The 15,593-nt window shown below is 58.3% G+C and carries 15 protein-coding genes; 12 read left to right on the top strand and 3 right to left on the bottom strand.

The annotated features are described in order from the left end of the window. The first annotated feature begins 99 nt into the window (after nt 1–99). The 10 genes from ACFO6X_RS01835 to gspD are packed head-to-tail and all read left to right on the top strand — an operon-like array spanning nt 100 to nt 10,444. Entirely contained in the window at nt 100–1,698 is a 1,599-nt protein-coding gene (locus ACFO6X_RS01835) for a GspE/PulE family protein (RefSeq protein WP_382429460.1), read from the top strand. After that, entirely contained in the window at nt 1,695–2,903 is a 1,209-nt protein-coding gene (locus tag ACFO6X_RS01830; protein ID WP_382429458.1) for a type II secretion system F family protein, read from the top strand. The genes ACFO6X_RS01835 and ACFO6X_RS01830 overlap by 4 nt, the downstream gene beginning before the upstream one ends. Before the next feature lie 16 nt (nt 2,904–2,919). Further along, nucleotides 2,920–3,372, top strand: coding sequence for a type II secretion system major pseudopilin GspG (gspG, locus tag ACFO6X_RS01825; protein ID WP_382429456.1), 453 nt, complete (start codon nt 2,920–2,922; stop codon nt 3,370–3,372). 5 nt (nt 3,373–3,377) lie between these two features. After that, a complete protein-coding gene (locus ACFO6X_RS01820; RefSeq protein WP_382429454.1) occupies nt 3,378–3,860 on the top strand; it encodes a prepilin-type N-terminal cleavage/methylation domain-containing protein in 483 nt (160 codons plus the stop codon). Further along, nucleotides 3,817–4,323 (top strand): type II secretion system protein, encoded by a 507-nt coding sequence (locus ACFO6X_RS01815; RefSeq protein ID WP_382429452.1) that lies wholly within the window; start codon nt 3,817–3,819, stop codon nt 4,321–4,323. The genes ACFO6X_RS01820 and ACFO6X_RS01815 overlap by 44 nt, the downstream gene beginning before the upstream one ends. Further along, on the top strand, nt 4,320–4,964 hold the full coding sequence (locus ACFO6X_RS01810) for a type II secretion system protein (protein WP_382429450.1): 645 nt from the start codon (nt 4,320–4,322) through the stop codon (nt 4,962–4,964). Before ACFO6X_RS01815 ends, ACFO6X_RS01810 begins: the two co-directional genes overlap by 4 nt. Next, complete coding sequence (locus ACFO6X_RS01805; protein ID WP_382429448.1) at nt 4,964–5,908, top strand: hypothetical protein; 945 nt, start codon at nt 4,964–4,966, stop codon at nt 5,906–5,908. Before ACFO6X_RS01810 ends, ACFO6X_RS01805 begins: the two co-directional genes overlap by 1 nt. A gap of 53 nt (nt 5,909–5,961) precedes the next feature. Beyond that, nucleotides 5,962–7,323, top strand: coding sequence for a hypothetical protein (locus ACFO6X_RS01800; protein WP_382429446.1), 1,362 nt, complete (start codon nt 5,962–5,964; stop codon nt 7,321–7,323). Continuing rightward, complete coding sequence (locus ACFO6X_RS01795) at nt 7,320–7,967, top strand: GspMb/PilO family protein (protein ID WP_382429444.1); 648 nt, start codon at nt 7,320–7,322, stop codon at nt 7,965–7,967. The genes ACFO6X_RS01800 and ACFO6X_RS01795 overlap by 4 nt, the downstream gene beginning before the upstream one ends. Further along, nucleotides 7,964–10,444 carry a type II secretion system secretin GspD gene (gene gspD / locus ACFO6X_RS01790; protein WP_382429441.1) on the top strand — a complete coding sequence of 827 codons (2,481 nt, stop codon included), beginning with the start codon at nt 7,964–7,966 and terminating at the stop codon, nt 10,442–10,444. Before ACFO6X_RS01795 ends, gspD begins: the two co-directional genes overlap by 4 nt. 9 nt (nt 10,445–10,453) lie before the next feature. Here gspD and dtd read toward each other — a convergent pair whose 3' ends face one another. Genes dtd through dbpA form a run of 3 tightly spaced genes read right to left on the bottom strand, consistent with a single transcriptional unit; the run spans nt 10,454 to nt 13,313 of the window. Continuing rightward, nucleotides 10,454–10,921, bottom strand: a complete 468-nt coding sequence (gene dtd, locus ACFO6X_RS01785; protein WP_382429439.1) for a D-aminoacyl-tRNA deacylase — start codon at nt 10,919–10,921, stop codon at nt 10,454–10,456. Further along, complete coding sequence (locus tag ACFO6X_RS01780; protein ID WP_382429437.1) at nt 10,918–11,880, bottom strand: cation diffusion facilitator family transporter; 963 nt, start codon at nt 11,878–11,880, stop codon at nt 10,918–10,920. Before ACFO6X_RS01780 ends, dtd begins: the two co-directional genes overlap by 4 nt. 35 nt (nt 11,881–11,915) lie before the next feature. Beyond that, nucleotides 11,916–13,313 carry an ATP-dependent RNA helicase DbpA gene (gene dbpA / locus ACFO6X_RS01775; protein WP_382429435.1) on the bottom strand — a complete coding sequence of 466 codons (1,398 nt, stop codon included), beginning with the start codon at nt 13,311–13,313 and terminating at the stop codon, nt 11,916–11,918. A 162-nt stretch (nt 13,314–13,475) separates the two neighbouring features. Between dbpA and ACFO6X_RS01770 the strand changes: the two genes are divergently transcribed. Together ACFO6X_RS01770 and ACFO6X_RS01765 are read left to right on the top strand one after the other, a co-directional pair. Next, nucleotides 13,476–14,588 carry a branched-chain amino acid ABC transporter substrate-binding protein gene (locus ACFO6X_RS01770; RefSeq protein WP_382429433.1) on the top strand — a complete coding sequence of 371 codons (1,113 nt, stop codon included), beginning with the start codon at nt 13,476–13,478 and terminating at the stop codon, nt 14,586–14,588. Between the two features lie 72 nt (nt 14,589–14,660). After that, nucleotides 14,661–15,593 (top strand): branched-chain amino acid ABC transporter permease, encoded by a 933-nt coding sequence (locus tag ACFO6X_RS01765; RefSeq protein WP_382429431.1) that lies wholly within the window; start codon nt 14,661–14,663, stop codon nt 15,591–15,593.

Genomic DNA, 15,593 nt, shown 5'->3' with positions numbered 1-15,593 from the left:
CGGTTGGCTGTGACGCTGAATCCCCTTTTCCTTTGTCCCCACGGCCCCATATAACCGTGGCCAGACAGCCTCTGGCAACACATCCCCATTTCCCTGAATATGAGCAGCCATCCCCCCGGCACCGCAACGGACGCTGCGGAGGCAGAACTTCTGGCCGAGTTTGCACGCACCCTTCGGGCCACCGTGCTCGATACTGCACGGCCCCCGCTGGCACAAATACAGCCCGTGGCCGGCCTGTCGCCCGATTTTCTGCGGGCCAACGGTTTATTGCCGCTCTTGGTCGATGACGCTGCAGTGCAAGTGGCTGCTACCGTGCCTGTGCGCATGGCAGCCTTGGATGCACTCAAGCAGTTTTTTAACGCCCCTGTCCAATTGACCCTGGTGCCCAAAGCTTGGCTTACGGCCCAGTTGGCCCAAACCTACCACCCAGAAAGTGCTGGCGCCCATGCCTTTACCGAAGCCGAGGTGGGCAGCAGCAGCGACAACCCTGATGACGACCTAGAGACCCTCAAGGCACTGGCCGAGGATGCTCCCGTAGTACGCTTGGTGCAGGCTCTGCTCCTGCGTGCTGTAGAACGCCGTGCTTCTGATTTGCACTTAGAAATCTCGCAACAGCAGTTTCGTGTGCGCTATCGGGTCGATGGGGTGTTGTGCGAATCAGAACCCCCTCCTCGGCGCATGTACACCCCGGCCATCTCGCACCTGAAACTGCGGGCCAAAATGAACATTGCCGAGCGCCGCCTGCCGCAAGATGGCCGCATGAAAATGGAAGTGGCCGCGCGCCAAGTAGATATGCGCGTCTCTACCGTACCCACCGTGTATGGTGAGAGCATGGTGATACGTCTGTTAGACCAAGGGCCAGGCTTGATGGGCTTAGAGTCTTTGGGGTTGGACGACGAAACCCTACAAGCCTTGCAGCAGGCCATTGCCCAACCACATGGGATGATCTTGGTCACTGGCCCCACCGGCAGCGGCAAAACCAGTACCTTGTATGCGGCACTGGGCTGCGTTAACGTGCCAGAGAACAAAATCATCACGGTAGAAGATCCGGTGGAATACCAAATCGATGGTATCAACCAGATTCAGGTCAAATCCCAGATTGGCCTGACCTTTGCCAGTGCCCTACGTTCTATCGTGCGCCAAGACCCCGACATCATCATGGTGGGGGAAATCCGCGACCAAGAAACGGCCGAAATCTCCATCCAGTCGGCACTCACAGGCCATTTGGTATTTTCTACCCTACACACCAACGATTCTTTTGGTGCGGCACACCGGCTGATGGACATGGGCGTGGAGAGCTACCTGATTGCCTCCTCGGTGGTGCTGATTGTGGCCCAACGGTTGGTGCGTATGGTCTGCCCACATTGCAAAGAGGCTACTGTGCCCACTGAGGCCGACTTGCTGTTTTTGGCAGAAGAAGGCGTGTCTGCGGATCAAGTGCCACAACTGTTTCATGGCCGCGGTTGCAGCCATTGCGGACAATCGGGCTACACCGGTCGCACTGGCATTTATGAACTGCTGCCCATGACCACCGCCATCAAAGAGGCCATCATCAAAAAACTCCCCGCTGAAGGGGTGCGCAAAAAGGCACTCGAGCAGGGCGTGCGCACCATGCGCGCTGATGGCATTCGCAAGGTGCTGGCCGGTATCACCACGCTGGAAGAGCTGGCCCGCGTCACGCGCCAGGAGATACAGTGAGGCCACGTCCCACCGCCCACACCACAGAGAGCGATTTGCCGTCTGCCTCGGCCACGGTGCCATCGCGCGCCCGGCCTGTAGGTGCAGCCTTGCCTGCGGCTGCGCAAGGGCGCACGGCAACCACGCCGTCTTCACCCCTCTCCCCTGCGGCAGGGCGTTGGGGCCAAGAACGGGTCAGCATCAAGCATGTGCTGGCAATGACCGAACAATTGCTCACTTTGCTGGATGCCGGACTGCCCCTAGACCGGGCATTGCACATCAGCACCGGCAGCTTAGAGCAAGCCCATTTCCGCGCTGTCATGCAGCAGGTGGTGCTCGAGGTAGAAAAGGGCAACACCTTGGCCGATGCCTTTATGCAGCACCCCAAGGTGTTTCCACGGCTTTACATCAATATGGTGCGGGCCGGCGAAGAAGGCGGGGTGTTGCCAGTAGTGATGCGGCGACTGGTAGAGTTTTACACCCGTAGCATGGAGTTTCGCTCGTTTCTGGTCACTTCGTCCATCTATCCGATCTTGTTGTTCGTCTTTGGCATGAGTGCTTTGCTCGGTCTGACGGTGTTTGTGCTGCCCAAGTTCGGCCAAATCTTTTCGGACATGAACCAGAGCCTGCCATTGCCCGCAGCGGTCTTGATTGGTGTGGGCGAGTTTCTCAAGTCTTATGGCATTTTCTTTGTCATCGGGCTGGTGCTGGCAGTCGTGGGCTTCATGATGGCGCTGCGCGATGAGTTGTGGCGTGAACGCTGGCAACTGACACTGTTGCGCCTGCCGGTGCTGGGGCCACTGCTGCTGAAGGTGCAGTTGGCCCATGTGTGCCGCACTTGGGGAACTCTGCTGTCGAGCGGGGTTCCGATACTCACCGGGATGCGCATCGTGCGTGAGTTGACCGACCACATCCCCCTGCGCAAGGCGCTGGATCGATTGGTGCGTGCAGTACAAGAAGGCCGGGGCGTGTCAGCGCCAGTGCGTGCTGATCCGTTCTTTCCCAAACTGCTAGGGCAATTGGCCACTGTAGGGGAAGAGTCGGGGGCGCTAGACACCATGCTCATCAAGGTGGCAGACCAGTATGAGAAGGACATCCAGAAAGCCACCCGCAATCTGGTAGCCCTGTTTGAACCCATGATGATTCTGCTAATGGGCGGCCTGATTGGGGGCATTGTGGTTTCGATGCTAACCGCCATTTTTTCGATCAATGACATGCCTTTGTGAGCAGGCTTTGACACACATGCTATTCCACCACAAGAACTCGTCTTTCTCTGCGCGCCACTCGCGCGGCTTCACACTGATCGAACTGCTGATCGTCATGGTGATCTTGGGTCTGCTGGCCTCGCTGGTTGGCCCCCGCTTGTTTGGGCAACTCGATTCGTCCAAAATCAAAGCGGCCCGCACCCAAATTGAGATGGTGGGTGCGGCGCTGGACACATACCGGCTGGATATGTCGCGCTACCCGAGCACCGAGCAGGGTCTTCGTGCCCTATCGGACAAACCCGCTGATCAGGCCGAGGCACTCAAATGGCGTGGCCCCTACCTGAAAAAACGGGTAGACAAAGACCCTTGGGGCAATTCCTATGTCTATAAGGCACCAGGCGAAAAGGCAGACTACGAGCTGTCGTCGTTGGGTGCCGATGGCAAAGAGGGAGGCACCGGCGACAGCGCCGACATCAACAGTTGGGAGTGAACCCCTTGGCCTGCCGCCACCCTGCTGTGCTCAGGTCATCGGGTTTTACGCTGATTGAACTGCTGCTGGTGCTGGTGCTGATCGGTATTGGTACGGGGCTGGCTATTGTGTCGGTAGACAAAATGGCCCTGCGTGCCAATGAGAAGCACTGGCTAGACCGAACCCAACTTGATCTGAAGCGTTTACGCAACAAGGCTGTGCTGGGTGGAGGCACTGTGCAGGCGCTGGTGGACTTCAAGCACCACGCCATCGTGCTGCAATTGGCAGCCCAAGAACGGCGCCCAGTGCTAGAACTGCCGCCTGGCTACCAGTTCCGGCCTGCCTCTGATGAGGTGATGGCAGCCATGCCGCTGGTGTTTTATCCCGATGGCAGTCTGTCTGAGGCCCGTTTCCTGATCCGTACTCCCACAGGAATGCAGCAAATCTTTCATTTGGCAAAAATCAGTGGCCGCATTGAACGACAAGACTGGGTGGCAGCTGCCCCCTAAAACTACCCACCAGCGCCAGCAAGGCTTCACCCTGCTTGAAGTGCTAGTGGCGATGGTATTGCTGGGTTCTGGTCTGGCGATTGCGTTCACTGCCATCTCTGGCAGCACACAATTAGAGGCCAAATCCACCGCCCATGCGGCAGCCATGGCACTGGCCCAAGCCAAACTTGACGAGGTGCTCAGCCACCCAGACTACCTGCTGGCAGCCGATGCTGGAGAAGAACGCTTTGCAGGCATGGATCTGGGCTATCGCGTCCAAATACGCCCTGTACCCTTGCTGGAACCACGACAACAGGCCAAACTCACCGGGTTTACCCAAAAATTGCAGACGGTAGAAATTGAAGTGTTCTGGGGGCCGAAAACGGCACCCCAGTCGTATCGGCTGGTCACTTACCGTCTGGACAATGCAGCGCCCTCGGCTCCCACGCCTCCCCCGGCAGGCACAACGCCCCCCAAACCATGACGAGACGGCTGTTGCCCAGACACCCACAGCAGGGTTTTACGCTGCTGGAACTGATTGTCGCCCTGGCCTTGTCCTCACTGGTGGCGATGGTGGGAACTATTGCGTTGTCGATGGCCTCGGATTTTTATGCCCGCCATCAGGCCCGCACCCCTGCCCGAGACAGCGTTCGGGCGGTGGAGCGCATTCTGCACCACGAATGGGCCGGGCGGGGTCTGCGGGTGCACTCCGATGGTGCCATGCTGGAATTTGATACTGCACACCCCTTACTGCCCGCACAAAATGCCAGCCTGCCACTGGCCAGGGTACGCTACAGCTGTGAGCCCACAGCGGGCAGCAAAGGCTGGTCTCTGGTATACCAAGCGCAGCCCCTGCCCCCAGCCACGGCCCTAGGCACCTCGGCAGCCCGGCGCCCCCCCACCGAACCCAACGGCCCGCGCAAGGTGCTGGCCTCTGCATTGCAAGTCTGTGCTTTCTCATTTCTGTTGCAAGGTCTGGACGCACAGGGCAAGCCCCAACCGCGCTGGATACAAGGCTGGGATGCCCAACAACCCCCCCCTCGTCTGATGCGTCTGGCTTTGTCAGGTTTGCACGCCGATGTGCCTGCGGTGGTCTATACCGCCCATCGGGATGGAGCCCGTTGATGCCACCATTGCCACGATTGCACCGCCACCACTCCCGTGCTGACCGCCGACAGCAAGGTTATGTGTTGCTGTTTGCGCTGGGCTTGCTGGCTGTGGTTTCCACACTGGTGCTGGGTGTGAGTGCAGCCCTGCGGCTAGACACCCAACTGCTGGCACGAGAAAAAGAACTGCTCCAAGAGAACTATGCCTTGCAAGGCGCGGTGCAATATGCCACGGCCCAACTCGCCATCGCCTCTGCGGTGGATGCGCTACAACTTGACCCCCGTGATGAATTGCTGCGCAACTGGCAACGCTGGCACCCCCAAACAACGCCCTACACCATTGCTGTAGGCCAGCACCACATTGATGTGCTGATTGAAGACAGCAGCGGGCTGCCCGATGCCAATACACTGACAACCTTGGAATGGCAGCGACTTTTTGTTCTGCTGGGTGCCTCCTCCCCCCAAACTGCCCAAACCTTGGCGGCTCGCTTGGTGGAGTTCAAACAGGAGCTGATCCGGATGCGGGGTGGGGCTGGGTTTGCCAGTCTGCAAGAATTGCTGGAATGGCCCGACATACCACGCTACATGGTGTCCACTGGCACCGGCACAGGCGCCCAAGGCTTGCGACATTGGCTGGTAGTTGGCTCTGAGCAAAAAAAAGTAGACCGAGACCTGACTCCCTTGCCACTGTTCAAAGTGCTGGGTCATGTCAGCGATGAACAACTGCAGCAGTTGACCCAGTGGCGGCGCGCAGGTGCTGTGGCACCAGCACAGTTTCAGGCATGGCTTCAGGGCAGCGGCCTGACAGCGACCACGCCCGACAGCCCTGTGCTAACGCTGCGCGCCCGCTTGCACCGGGCCAAACCCGTAGTGGGCGGCAATACCCTCGTGGCTACAGTGGTTCAAAAAAACGGGGCACTGCAAGTGGGTGACCAATGGACAGAACGCCACCTGCCCTTTTGAAGTCACTACACACCATTGACGATCAATTTTAGGATTTTGACGCTTCTCACCCCATGCACAATCGGCTCATTCCTCCACCACGACGACACCAGCTGGTCGTCTCTCTCTCTCCTGGCTGCCTGCATGTGCTGCACTTTCGGCGTGGCTGGCTGGGCTGGAAGCAAACCCACACGCACCAGACCCCATTGCCCGAGGGGGATGACTACCTACAGAAGGTGCAGTCTGCACTGAAGGAGTGCAGCCAGCAATGGCAAATTCCGGCATCCAGCGATGTGCATTGGGTGCTGGCAGGTGACATCATGGGCGTACTGGCGCCCACCCCAGCCACTGCCAGCGCAGAAGTGGGCTCGTTGCTACCCTTTGCCCCCAGCAACGTTCTGACCCAAACCACCCACTTTGGTCAAGGCACAGAAAAATCCTTGCTCTGGATACACAAAGACTGGGTTGCCGAAATCGAGCGCATCACCGCAGCCTGTGGTTTACAGGCAGTGGAGCTTTTTTCTCGGGCACAACTGTTCCAGCCTTTGTCTAGCCAGGCCAAAGGGCAAATTTGCATGGTGCTCGAAGGGGACAAAGGGCAACCCCATTCTTTGCATATTTTTGCCCCAGATGGAGCCATACTGCGCAGCCGCATCGTCGAGCCTGCAGCCCTTGCTGAGGGCTTGGGGGGCTTGCTCAAAATCGAACTGGCAAGTTTGCCCGAAGGCACAGTGGGCCACAAAGAGGGTGCTGTCGGCTTGTGGGCGTCCACCGACTGCCTGCCAGTGGGCAACGATTGGCACCACCCCACCCAGCCCCTTCCGGCCCAGTCTGAGGCTACCTTGTTGGAGCAACTGTGGCGCTCCCCATACGGGGGCATCGTCTTGCAAGCCACCCACCAGTATCTGGTGCAGAAAATCAACTTCTGGAGCATGGTGTGGGGGGTGGTCGGTCTGGTGGGTCTGGCTGGCATGCTCTGGCACGATGGCAAGCTCGAACGCCAGATTGAACAAGCACATGAGAGCCTGCGCAAAGAAGCCCCTAAAGTCGAGGCAGCCAAACTGCTCAAGGCCAAAACATTGTGGATGGCCGACGTAGTGCAGGCCGTCCAAGCACAGGAGAAAGAGAGTCTGACACTGCCACCGCTGCCCCAAGTATTGGCCGTGTTTCCTCCTGCGCCAGCAGCATTGCTCTATTTACGACTAGATGCCCACAAGGTGTTGATGGCCGGTACGGGTGACGAAGCGGCCGTGCAATGGCTGCACGAGCATCCTTTGCCAGAATACCAACCTTTTACTGAGATGCCTGTGCCCGATTTTCTGGCCTCCCAGCAGGACATCACCATTCATCTACAGACAGAAAAACAGGCCACACCCGCACAGGTGCCTGCGGAGGCTACTCCAGCCACTGCGCCAGCAAAGGCCGCCCAACCATGAAACGTGCCGTCCAACGTGTTTACCGTGAACACGGTATCAAATATTTTGCCTTTCCGGTCGTGGTGCTGTTGCTGCTGGCCTCCCTGTTCGATGAGCATGTGGGTGGCTACCTAGAAAAGCGCGAAGAAACACTCGACCAACAGATGACGGCAGAAAACAACCAGAGCGTGCTGGAGCTGAACAAAAAGATCACGACCAGCCACGAAAAACTGGAACCAGAATTCCTGCCACTACAGCAAAAACTGTTTGTCGAGGCCGATGTTCAGGCCGCCACGCAAAAAATGCAGGCGCAGTTGCAACAACTGCTGCAATCGTTGTATTTTGATGGCATCGAATTCACCGACATCCAAGACACGCCCATCAATACTGTGGTCAGCCGCATTGCCATGACAGCGCACTTCAACGGTGTACCGCAGCAACTGCCCCGTCTGCAAGCGGCCTTGGCCCGTTCACCCCAACAGATCGGCGTAGAAAATCTGGAACTCAAAGTGGTGCAAGACCCCCAACGTGGCGGTCAGCAGTTGGACATTAGCCTGCGTCTGACAGGCCTGCACATGAACCCCATGCCCGCCGGATTTGACACCGTAGCTGCCGCTGGCGCCAAAGGCAACAGCGATCCCCAGAATTCTCGTAAGCAACAATGAACAAACTGTCCCCTCCCGTGCTACGCAAAATCGCCATAGCCAGCCTGTTGGCCCCCGGTGTGGCTCTTATGGCCTCCACCGTGCTGGCACAGCCACAACCACTGGTCAACCCCTTCACCGGACAGCCGATGCGTGCGGCCACCCCCACCCCCCCTGACAAGGCGGCACCGGTAACGCCAGAGGCGGCAGGCAACACCCCCCTCTCCACGCTGTTGGGAACCCACAAACCGGCACCCACAACCCCATCAGCAGCACCCCCTCCAAGCAATACGGCCCCCAACCCCACTGCCAAGCCACCGAGCGCAGACGCCGCCGCCCCCGCCAGCACCCCAACACCCGGTGCTGCCACCAGCAGTGCGCCCCCCCCATCGGGGGCAGAGCTATCCAATACGCCTAATCCTGGCGTGACGCTCAAATTTGACAACGCCGACATCTATGATGTGTTGCAGGTCGTGCTGGGCGATATTCTGAAGCTCGACTACATCATTGATCCATCCGTACAGGGCCGGGTCACGCTCAAAAGCACTGGGGCCATCAGCATGGCCGACATCTTTAGCGCACTAGAGACAGCACTGTCTACCAGCAATATTGCTATCGTGCGCCAAGGCAAAACCTACAAGGTGCTGCGCGACGCTACTGCCGTGCGCGATTCGGTGGGCAAACAAGGCGTCGGGCCCGCCTCTATGGTCATGCAGATCATTCCACTGCGCTTTGTGCAAGCCAACCAGCTGGTCAATACACTGCGCAACTTTGTTGGCCCCCAAGCCGCCATTACCAACGATGCGGCCAACAAGCACTTGATCGTGACCGACCGGCAGGCCAATGTAGACAAAATCATTGAAATGGTCAAAACGCTGGATGTGGACTATTTCAACCATGTCCAGATCAAGCTGTTGCCCATCGAGCACGCCGAGGCCAATGATATGGCCAAGGAAATTGATGGCTTGTTCAAAACCTCAGGGTTGTTCAACTGGGCCGGAACCGATGCCAGCAAAGTGTACGTGCTGCCCGTGGTGCGCATGAATGCGTTGCTCGTAGCCACGGCCAACGACAAGCTGATGCAAGCCGCCGAGCACTGGGTCAAGACATTGGACGCCGAGCCGCGCAATGGCCTGGGTGCCTATGTGCATGTCTATCCAGTAGTCAACAGCAATGCCCAACATCTATCGGGCATCTTGCAGCAATTGTTTGGAGGCGCCGCAGCACCGGCGGGCAATGCAGGTGCTTCCACCCTGCCATCGGCCAACAGTTCGGCCTTTGGCAACTCCAGTGCTGGCACTACCGGAACTTTGGGGGGCAGCAGCACCGGCAGCACGGCCAACGCCGCCGCCGCAGGCACCACGCGCACCATTGAACGCGGCGGCAATGTGCCCAGCGCACAGGGCAGCACCGGCACAGGTACGGGGCTGGGTGGCTCGGTGCAGGTCATTGCCGATGAGGTGACCAACTCCCTGATTATTCGGGCCTCGGCACCAGACTACCAACAGATTCGCAAAGTGCTGGAGCGCCTTGATTCTGTGCCCCGCCAAGTGCTGATTCAGGTGATGGTGGCCGAAGTCACCCTGACCGATACCCTGCAATACGGTGTGGAGTGGTGGCTCAAGTCGGCACTGTCGTACAACGGTAAGAGCTGGCCCGGCTTTGTGGGTCTGGAAGGGGCCATCAAGCCCAATGTCAGCAGTGCCAGTGGTGCCACGCCCGCAGTAGCTGGCTCCGGCTCGGGTCTCAACTATGCAATCTTTGGCAGTGCCGGACAAGTGATTGGCATGTTGAATTTGTTGGGCCAAGATACAGACGTGAATATCTTGTCCACACCCCATGTGCTGGCCAGTGACGGCAAGGTTGCCAAGGTGGAAGTGGGCGACGAAATTCCGGTCATCACACAAACCGTATCTACCCCGTCCAGCGGCACTTTGTTGAGCAGCTCTTTTTCTACGTCCAACTCAGTGCAATACCGTCCAACAGGCATTTTGCTAGAGGTCAAGCCCAGCATTACCTCGTCGGGCAATGTATCCCTGAGCATCTCTCAGGAGGTCAGCAGCGTGGGTAATCCAGTCACTACCGGCGGCTCAGAGTACCCCAGCTTTTCTAAGCGCAAAGTCACCACCGATGTGACCATTGAGAACGGCAAGACCATCATGCTGGCCGGTCTGATTCAGAACAAGGGCAACAACGTGGTCACGGGCGTGCCAGGCTTCAAAGACATTCCCGTTTTTGGTGGCCTGTTTGGCTCCACCAAAAAGGTGCGTGACAAGACCGAACTGCTCATCACTATCACGCCCTATATCGTCACCAACCGTGCTGAAGGTGAACGCCTGACCGGCTCTTTCCAAGAGAGTTTGCAAAAGTTGCGGGGCATGTTGTTGAACAACACCACCACGCCAGCCCTCAACAGCGATGCACTCCCCGCTGGCGCCTTTGAACTGCCCACGGCCAAGCCACAATCGGTGGCGCAGCCAGGGTACTACGCCAACTAAGCCTCAAGTTCACGGCCCCCCGTTTGTAGGGAGGTCGGGTGCCATGCGCAATGGGATGGTTACGGGGCCATCATTGACTAGATGCACCTGCATGTCGGCTGCAAACTCACCTGTCTGCACCACAGGGTGTATGGCCTTGGCTTGGCGCACAAAGTAGTCATACAAGCGTCGCCCCTCCTCGGGGGAGGCTGCTTGGGTAAAGCTAGGCCGGTTGCCCGTATTGGTATTGGCTGCCAGCGTGAATTGGCTCACGACCAGCAAACCACCTTGCACATCTTGCAGACTGCGGTTCATCTTGCCAGCCTCATCACTGAAGATGCGCAGCTTGAGCAACTTGGCCAACAATCGGTCGGCCTGGGCTTGGGTGTCGCCACGTTCGGCACACAGCAGCACCAACAAACCGGGGCCAATACGGCCCACCACCTGCCCCTCAATGTCTACATGGGCTTGGCGCACGCGTTGCAAAAGGCTCATCATGGGGAAGGCTCCGACATATCGGCAGGATCAAGGTAAGACTCCACATGGCAGGGTAACAGCTCAATCCTAGCGCGCAGACCAGGCACCGCCTGCATCAGTGCTTGCTCCACCTGTCCACGCAGTTCGGCGGCATGGGTCAACGTCCAATGCCCAGGAATATGCATGTGCAATTCCACAAATCGGCGCTGACCTGCCATGCGGGTCGTGATGTGGTCAAAGCGCACACAACCCGCAGGTGTCGCACCGGCATTGTGTTGGTGCAAAAAAGCCGTCAAGGTGTGTTGGATAGTGTCACGCACTTGCGGCTCCACCGCCTCATCCATCAGCCCTTGGGAGGAGCGCCACACCAAATGCACCCCCTCTTTAAGAATGTTCAACGCTACCCCAATAGCCACTATCGGGTCTAGCCAATTCCAGCCCGTCAGGGCAACCGCCCCCAACCCCAGCACAACCCCCGCAGAAGTCCAGACATCGGTGAACAAATGCCGGGCATCGGCTTCCAGTGCAATAGAGCGATGGCGGCGTGATGCCCACAACATAACCCAGGCCAAACCACCATTGAGCAGCGAGCTAAACACGGACAAGGCCAAACCCCAGCCCATTTGCGCCAGAGGTTGGGGCGCTAGCAGACGCTCCACCGCAGTCCACAAAATGGCGCCTGCCGCCACAAAGATAAGCATGCCCTCAAAACCGGAGGCGAAATACTCTGCCTTATGGTGCCCATAGGGGTGGTTGTCATCCGCAGGCTGGGCCGCCACTGTCACCATCGTGACACCAAACATGGCACTGGCCAAGTTGACCAAAGACTCCATCGCATCGGACAACAGGCCCACTGAGCCGGTCACATACCAAGCCAGCGTTTTGAGGGCCATAGTGGTCAGTGCCATCCCCACAGAGGCCCACAACAAGTTGCGGGGTGTCAACCATGCAAGTAATGCAGCAGGAGGGGATATCAACATGGCCTGTTCAGACAAGGCAGTGGCAAAGCCCAGCCTTATACCAGCCGTGCCTTAACACTCTTGCCCTTGACACGGCCCGCATTCAAACGATTTACCACTTGGGCAGCCACGCCGCGCTCCACCGCCACATAGGTAGAAAACTCATTCACATTGATTTTGCCTACCTGCTCGCGCGTAAAGCCCATCTCGCCCGTCAGGGCACCCAGCACATCACCGGCCCGGATTTTTTCTTTGCGCCCGCCAATAATTTGTACCGTAGCCATGGGAGGCACAAGGGGGCCACCGGGGGCAGGGGTAAGCCCAGCCAAGGGCGTCCACTCCGAAGGGCGCCCTTGCAGCACTTCAATTTTGCCTACGCTGCCCATCTCATCCATGCTGACCAAATTGAGCGCCAAGCCTTCGGCATCGCCCCGGCCTGTGCGGCCAATGCGGTGAATATGCACCTCGGGGTCGGGCGTGACGTCTACGTTGATAACGGCGGCCAGTTGGGCAATATCCAAGCCGCGTGCGGCCACATCGGTAGCTACCAGCACCGAGCAACTGCGGTTGGCAAACTGCACCAGCACTTGGTCGCGCTCGCGTTGCTCTAGCTCACCATACAAGGCCAAAGCACTGATGCCTTGGGCCTGCAACACCGCCACGACATCACGGCATTGTTGTTTGGTGTTGCAAAAGGCCAATGTGGATTCGGGGCGGAAGTGCGCCAACAATTGCCCAACGGCATGCAGACGCTCACTTTCTTTCACTTCAAACCAACGCTGGTCAATTTTGCTGGCGCTGTGCTGTGCCTGCACCGTAATTTGCTGCGGGTTCTGCATGAACTGCTGGCTGAGTTTGGCAATCCCTTCGGGGTAGGTGGCCGAAAACAACAGCGTTTGGCGCACCTTGGGGCATTGGCGGGCCACGGTGGCAATATCGTCAAAAAACCCCATGTCCAACATGCGGTCGGCTTCGTCCAGCACCAAGGTATTGAGTTGATCCAGGGCCAAGTTTTGGCGCTCCAGATGATCCATGACACGCCCCGGTGTGCCCACCACAATGTGCGCGCCATGCGACAGGCTTTGTGCTTGTCCACGCAAGGGCACACCACCACACAGCGTCACCACCTTAATGTTGTCTGCCGCACGCGCCAAGCGCCGAATTTCAGCACTCACTTGGTCGGCCAGCTCACGCGTGGGGCACAGCACCAAGGCTTGCACACCAAAGCAGCGCGGATTGAGCCGTGCCAGCAGGGCCAGCCCAAAAGCGGCCGTTTTCCCACTACCCGTGCTGGCTTGGGCGATCAGGTCTTGCCCCTGCAAAGCAGCTGGCAGGCTCGCCGCCTGGATCGGGGTCATTTGCAAGTAGCCCAGTTGTTGCAGATTGGCCAGGGTGGCCGGGCTGAGCGCCAAGGCGCTGAAATCGGTGGCGCGGTGCGCGGGGATGGAGGTCATAGGGCGATTATCGGCTCCAGACTCAGGGCATACCCTTGCCACAAAATCCCTAGATAAGGCATGGTTTTTGCGTATAGTCTGTGCGGCCCTCGACATTGCCCGTCGGGGCGCTTTGTACGCGTAGCTTTCATTCACCATTGATCTTGATGCAGGGGAATATTCATGAAGCGTAGTCTGGTCTCTATCGCGATTTTGGGTTTGCTCACTACAGTGGCCCAGGCGCAAGAAGTTGTCAAAATCGGCGTTGCTGCCCCTTTAACGGGCAGCCAAGCCCACTTGGGCAAAGACATCGAAAACGGTGCCCGCCTAGCGATTGAGGAGTACAACGCCAAAGGGGTGACGCTGGCAGGCAAAAAAGTCAAGTTTGAACTGCAAGCCGAAGACGACCAAGCCGACCCCCGCACCGCCACCACGGTGGCGCAGCGGCTGGCCGACAGCGGCGTCAAAGGCGTGGTGGGCCACCTGAATTCGGGGGCTTCTATTCCAGCCTCGCGCATTTACAACGATGCGGGCCTGCCCCAAGTGTCGCCCGCCTCGACCAATCCCAAACTGACCCAACAAGGCTTTAAGGCCACCTTCCGCACCATTGCCAACGATGTGCAGCAGGGGCTGTCCATCGGCAAATATGCAGCCACCCAACTGGGCAAGAAAATTGCCATCATTGACGACCGCACCGCCTACGGCCAAGGCTTGGCCGACGAGGTAGAAAAAGCCGTCAAGGCCAGCGGCGGCACCGTGACTGGGCGCGAGTTCACCAGCGATAAAGCCACCGACTTCCAAGCCATCCTGACCCGCGTCAAGGCACAAAGCCCCGATGTGATTGTGTACAGCGGCATGGACAGCCAAGGCGGCCCGATGCTCAAGCAAATCAAGCAACTGGGGCTGAACAGCAAGTTCATCACCGGCGATGGCGGCTGCACAGGCGAAATCATCAAACTGGCTGGCGATGCCATCAGCACCAATGCCTATTGCACCCAGCCGGGCCTGCCGCTAGAACAAATGCCGGGCGGTAAAGACTTTACGGCCCGCTATAGCAAGCGATTCAATGCCCCAGTGCAAATTTACGCCCCCTATGCCTACGATGCCGCTTCGGCCCTGATCGAGGCCATGAAAGCCGCCAACTCGGCTGACCCAGCCAAATACACCGCCCAGTTGGGCAAGGTCAACTTTCCTGGCGTGATTGGCACGGTGGCCTTTGATGCCAAGGGCGACATCAAAGACGGAGCCGTAACGGTGTACCAGTTTAAGGCTGGCAAGTGGGAAGCCCTGCGGTAAATTTGCCCACTTCCCCCAGAGAATCACGCGCCCGGCTTGCCGGGTTTGGCAAGCCTTGTTAAAGATGCACTGATGGAAACCCTGCTCCAGCAAATTGTCAATGGCCTGGTGGTGGGCAGCGTTTATGCGCTGATTGCCCTGGGCTACACCATGGTCTATGGCATTTTGGGCCTGATCAACTTTGCCCACGGTGATGTGTTGATGGTGGGGGCGCTGGTAGCCTATTCCACCGTCAATTTTTTGCTGCTCCATGCGCCGGGGCTGGGGGCCATTCCTACCTTGCTGATAGGCTTGGCGGCGGCTATGCTGGTGTGCATGGCTTTGGGCTATGCCATTGAGCGCACCGCCTACCGCCGCTTGCGCAATGCCCCGCGTTTGGCACCGCTGATTACGGCCATTGGGGTGTCTTTCTTACTGCAAACGCTGGCGATGATTCTTTGGGGGCGCAACTACCACACCTTCCCTTCTTTAATACCCAGCACGCCCTTGCAGCCGCTGGATGGGGTTTTTATCACCCCAGTGCAAATCATTATTTTGTTGGTATCAGCCACCTTGATGGTGGCGCTGCTGTTTTTAGTGAACAAAACCTCATTAGGCCGGGCCATGCGTGCCACGGCAGAGAACCACCGCGTAGCCAGTTTGATGGGGGTGGACACCAACCGCATCATCTCTATCACCTTTATTTTGGGGTCGGCATTGGCGGCCATTGCCGGGATGATGTATGCCGCCAACTATGGCGTGGCCCATTACGCTATGGGTTTTATTCCGGGCCTGAAGGCATTCACCGCAGCGGTGCTGGGCGGCATTGGCAATTTGGCCGGTGCGGTGGTGGGGGGCTTGGTGCTGGGGTTGGTGGAGTCGATTGGCGCAGGCTATATCGGCGACTGGACTTTTGGCTACCTCAATTCCGCCTATCAAGATATTTTTGCTTTCATTATTCTCGGCATCGTGCTCATCTTCCGGCCCACGGGGCTGTTGGGTGAGCGTGTGGCCGACCGCGCCTGA

This window comes from Giesbergeria sinuosa, from assembly GCF_042652905.1.
Taxonomy (GTDB): domain Bacteria; phylum Pseudomonadota; class Gammaproteobacteria; order Burkholderiales; family Burkholderiaceae_C; genus Simplicispira; species Simplicispira sinuosa.
The sequence above is the reverse complement of the archived record's forward strand: the minus strand, read 5'-3'. Positions and strand labels throughout refer to the sequence as shown.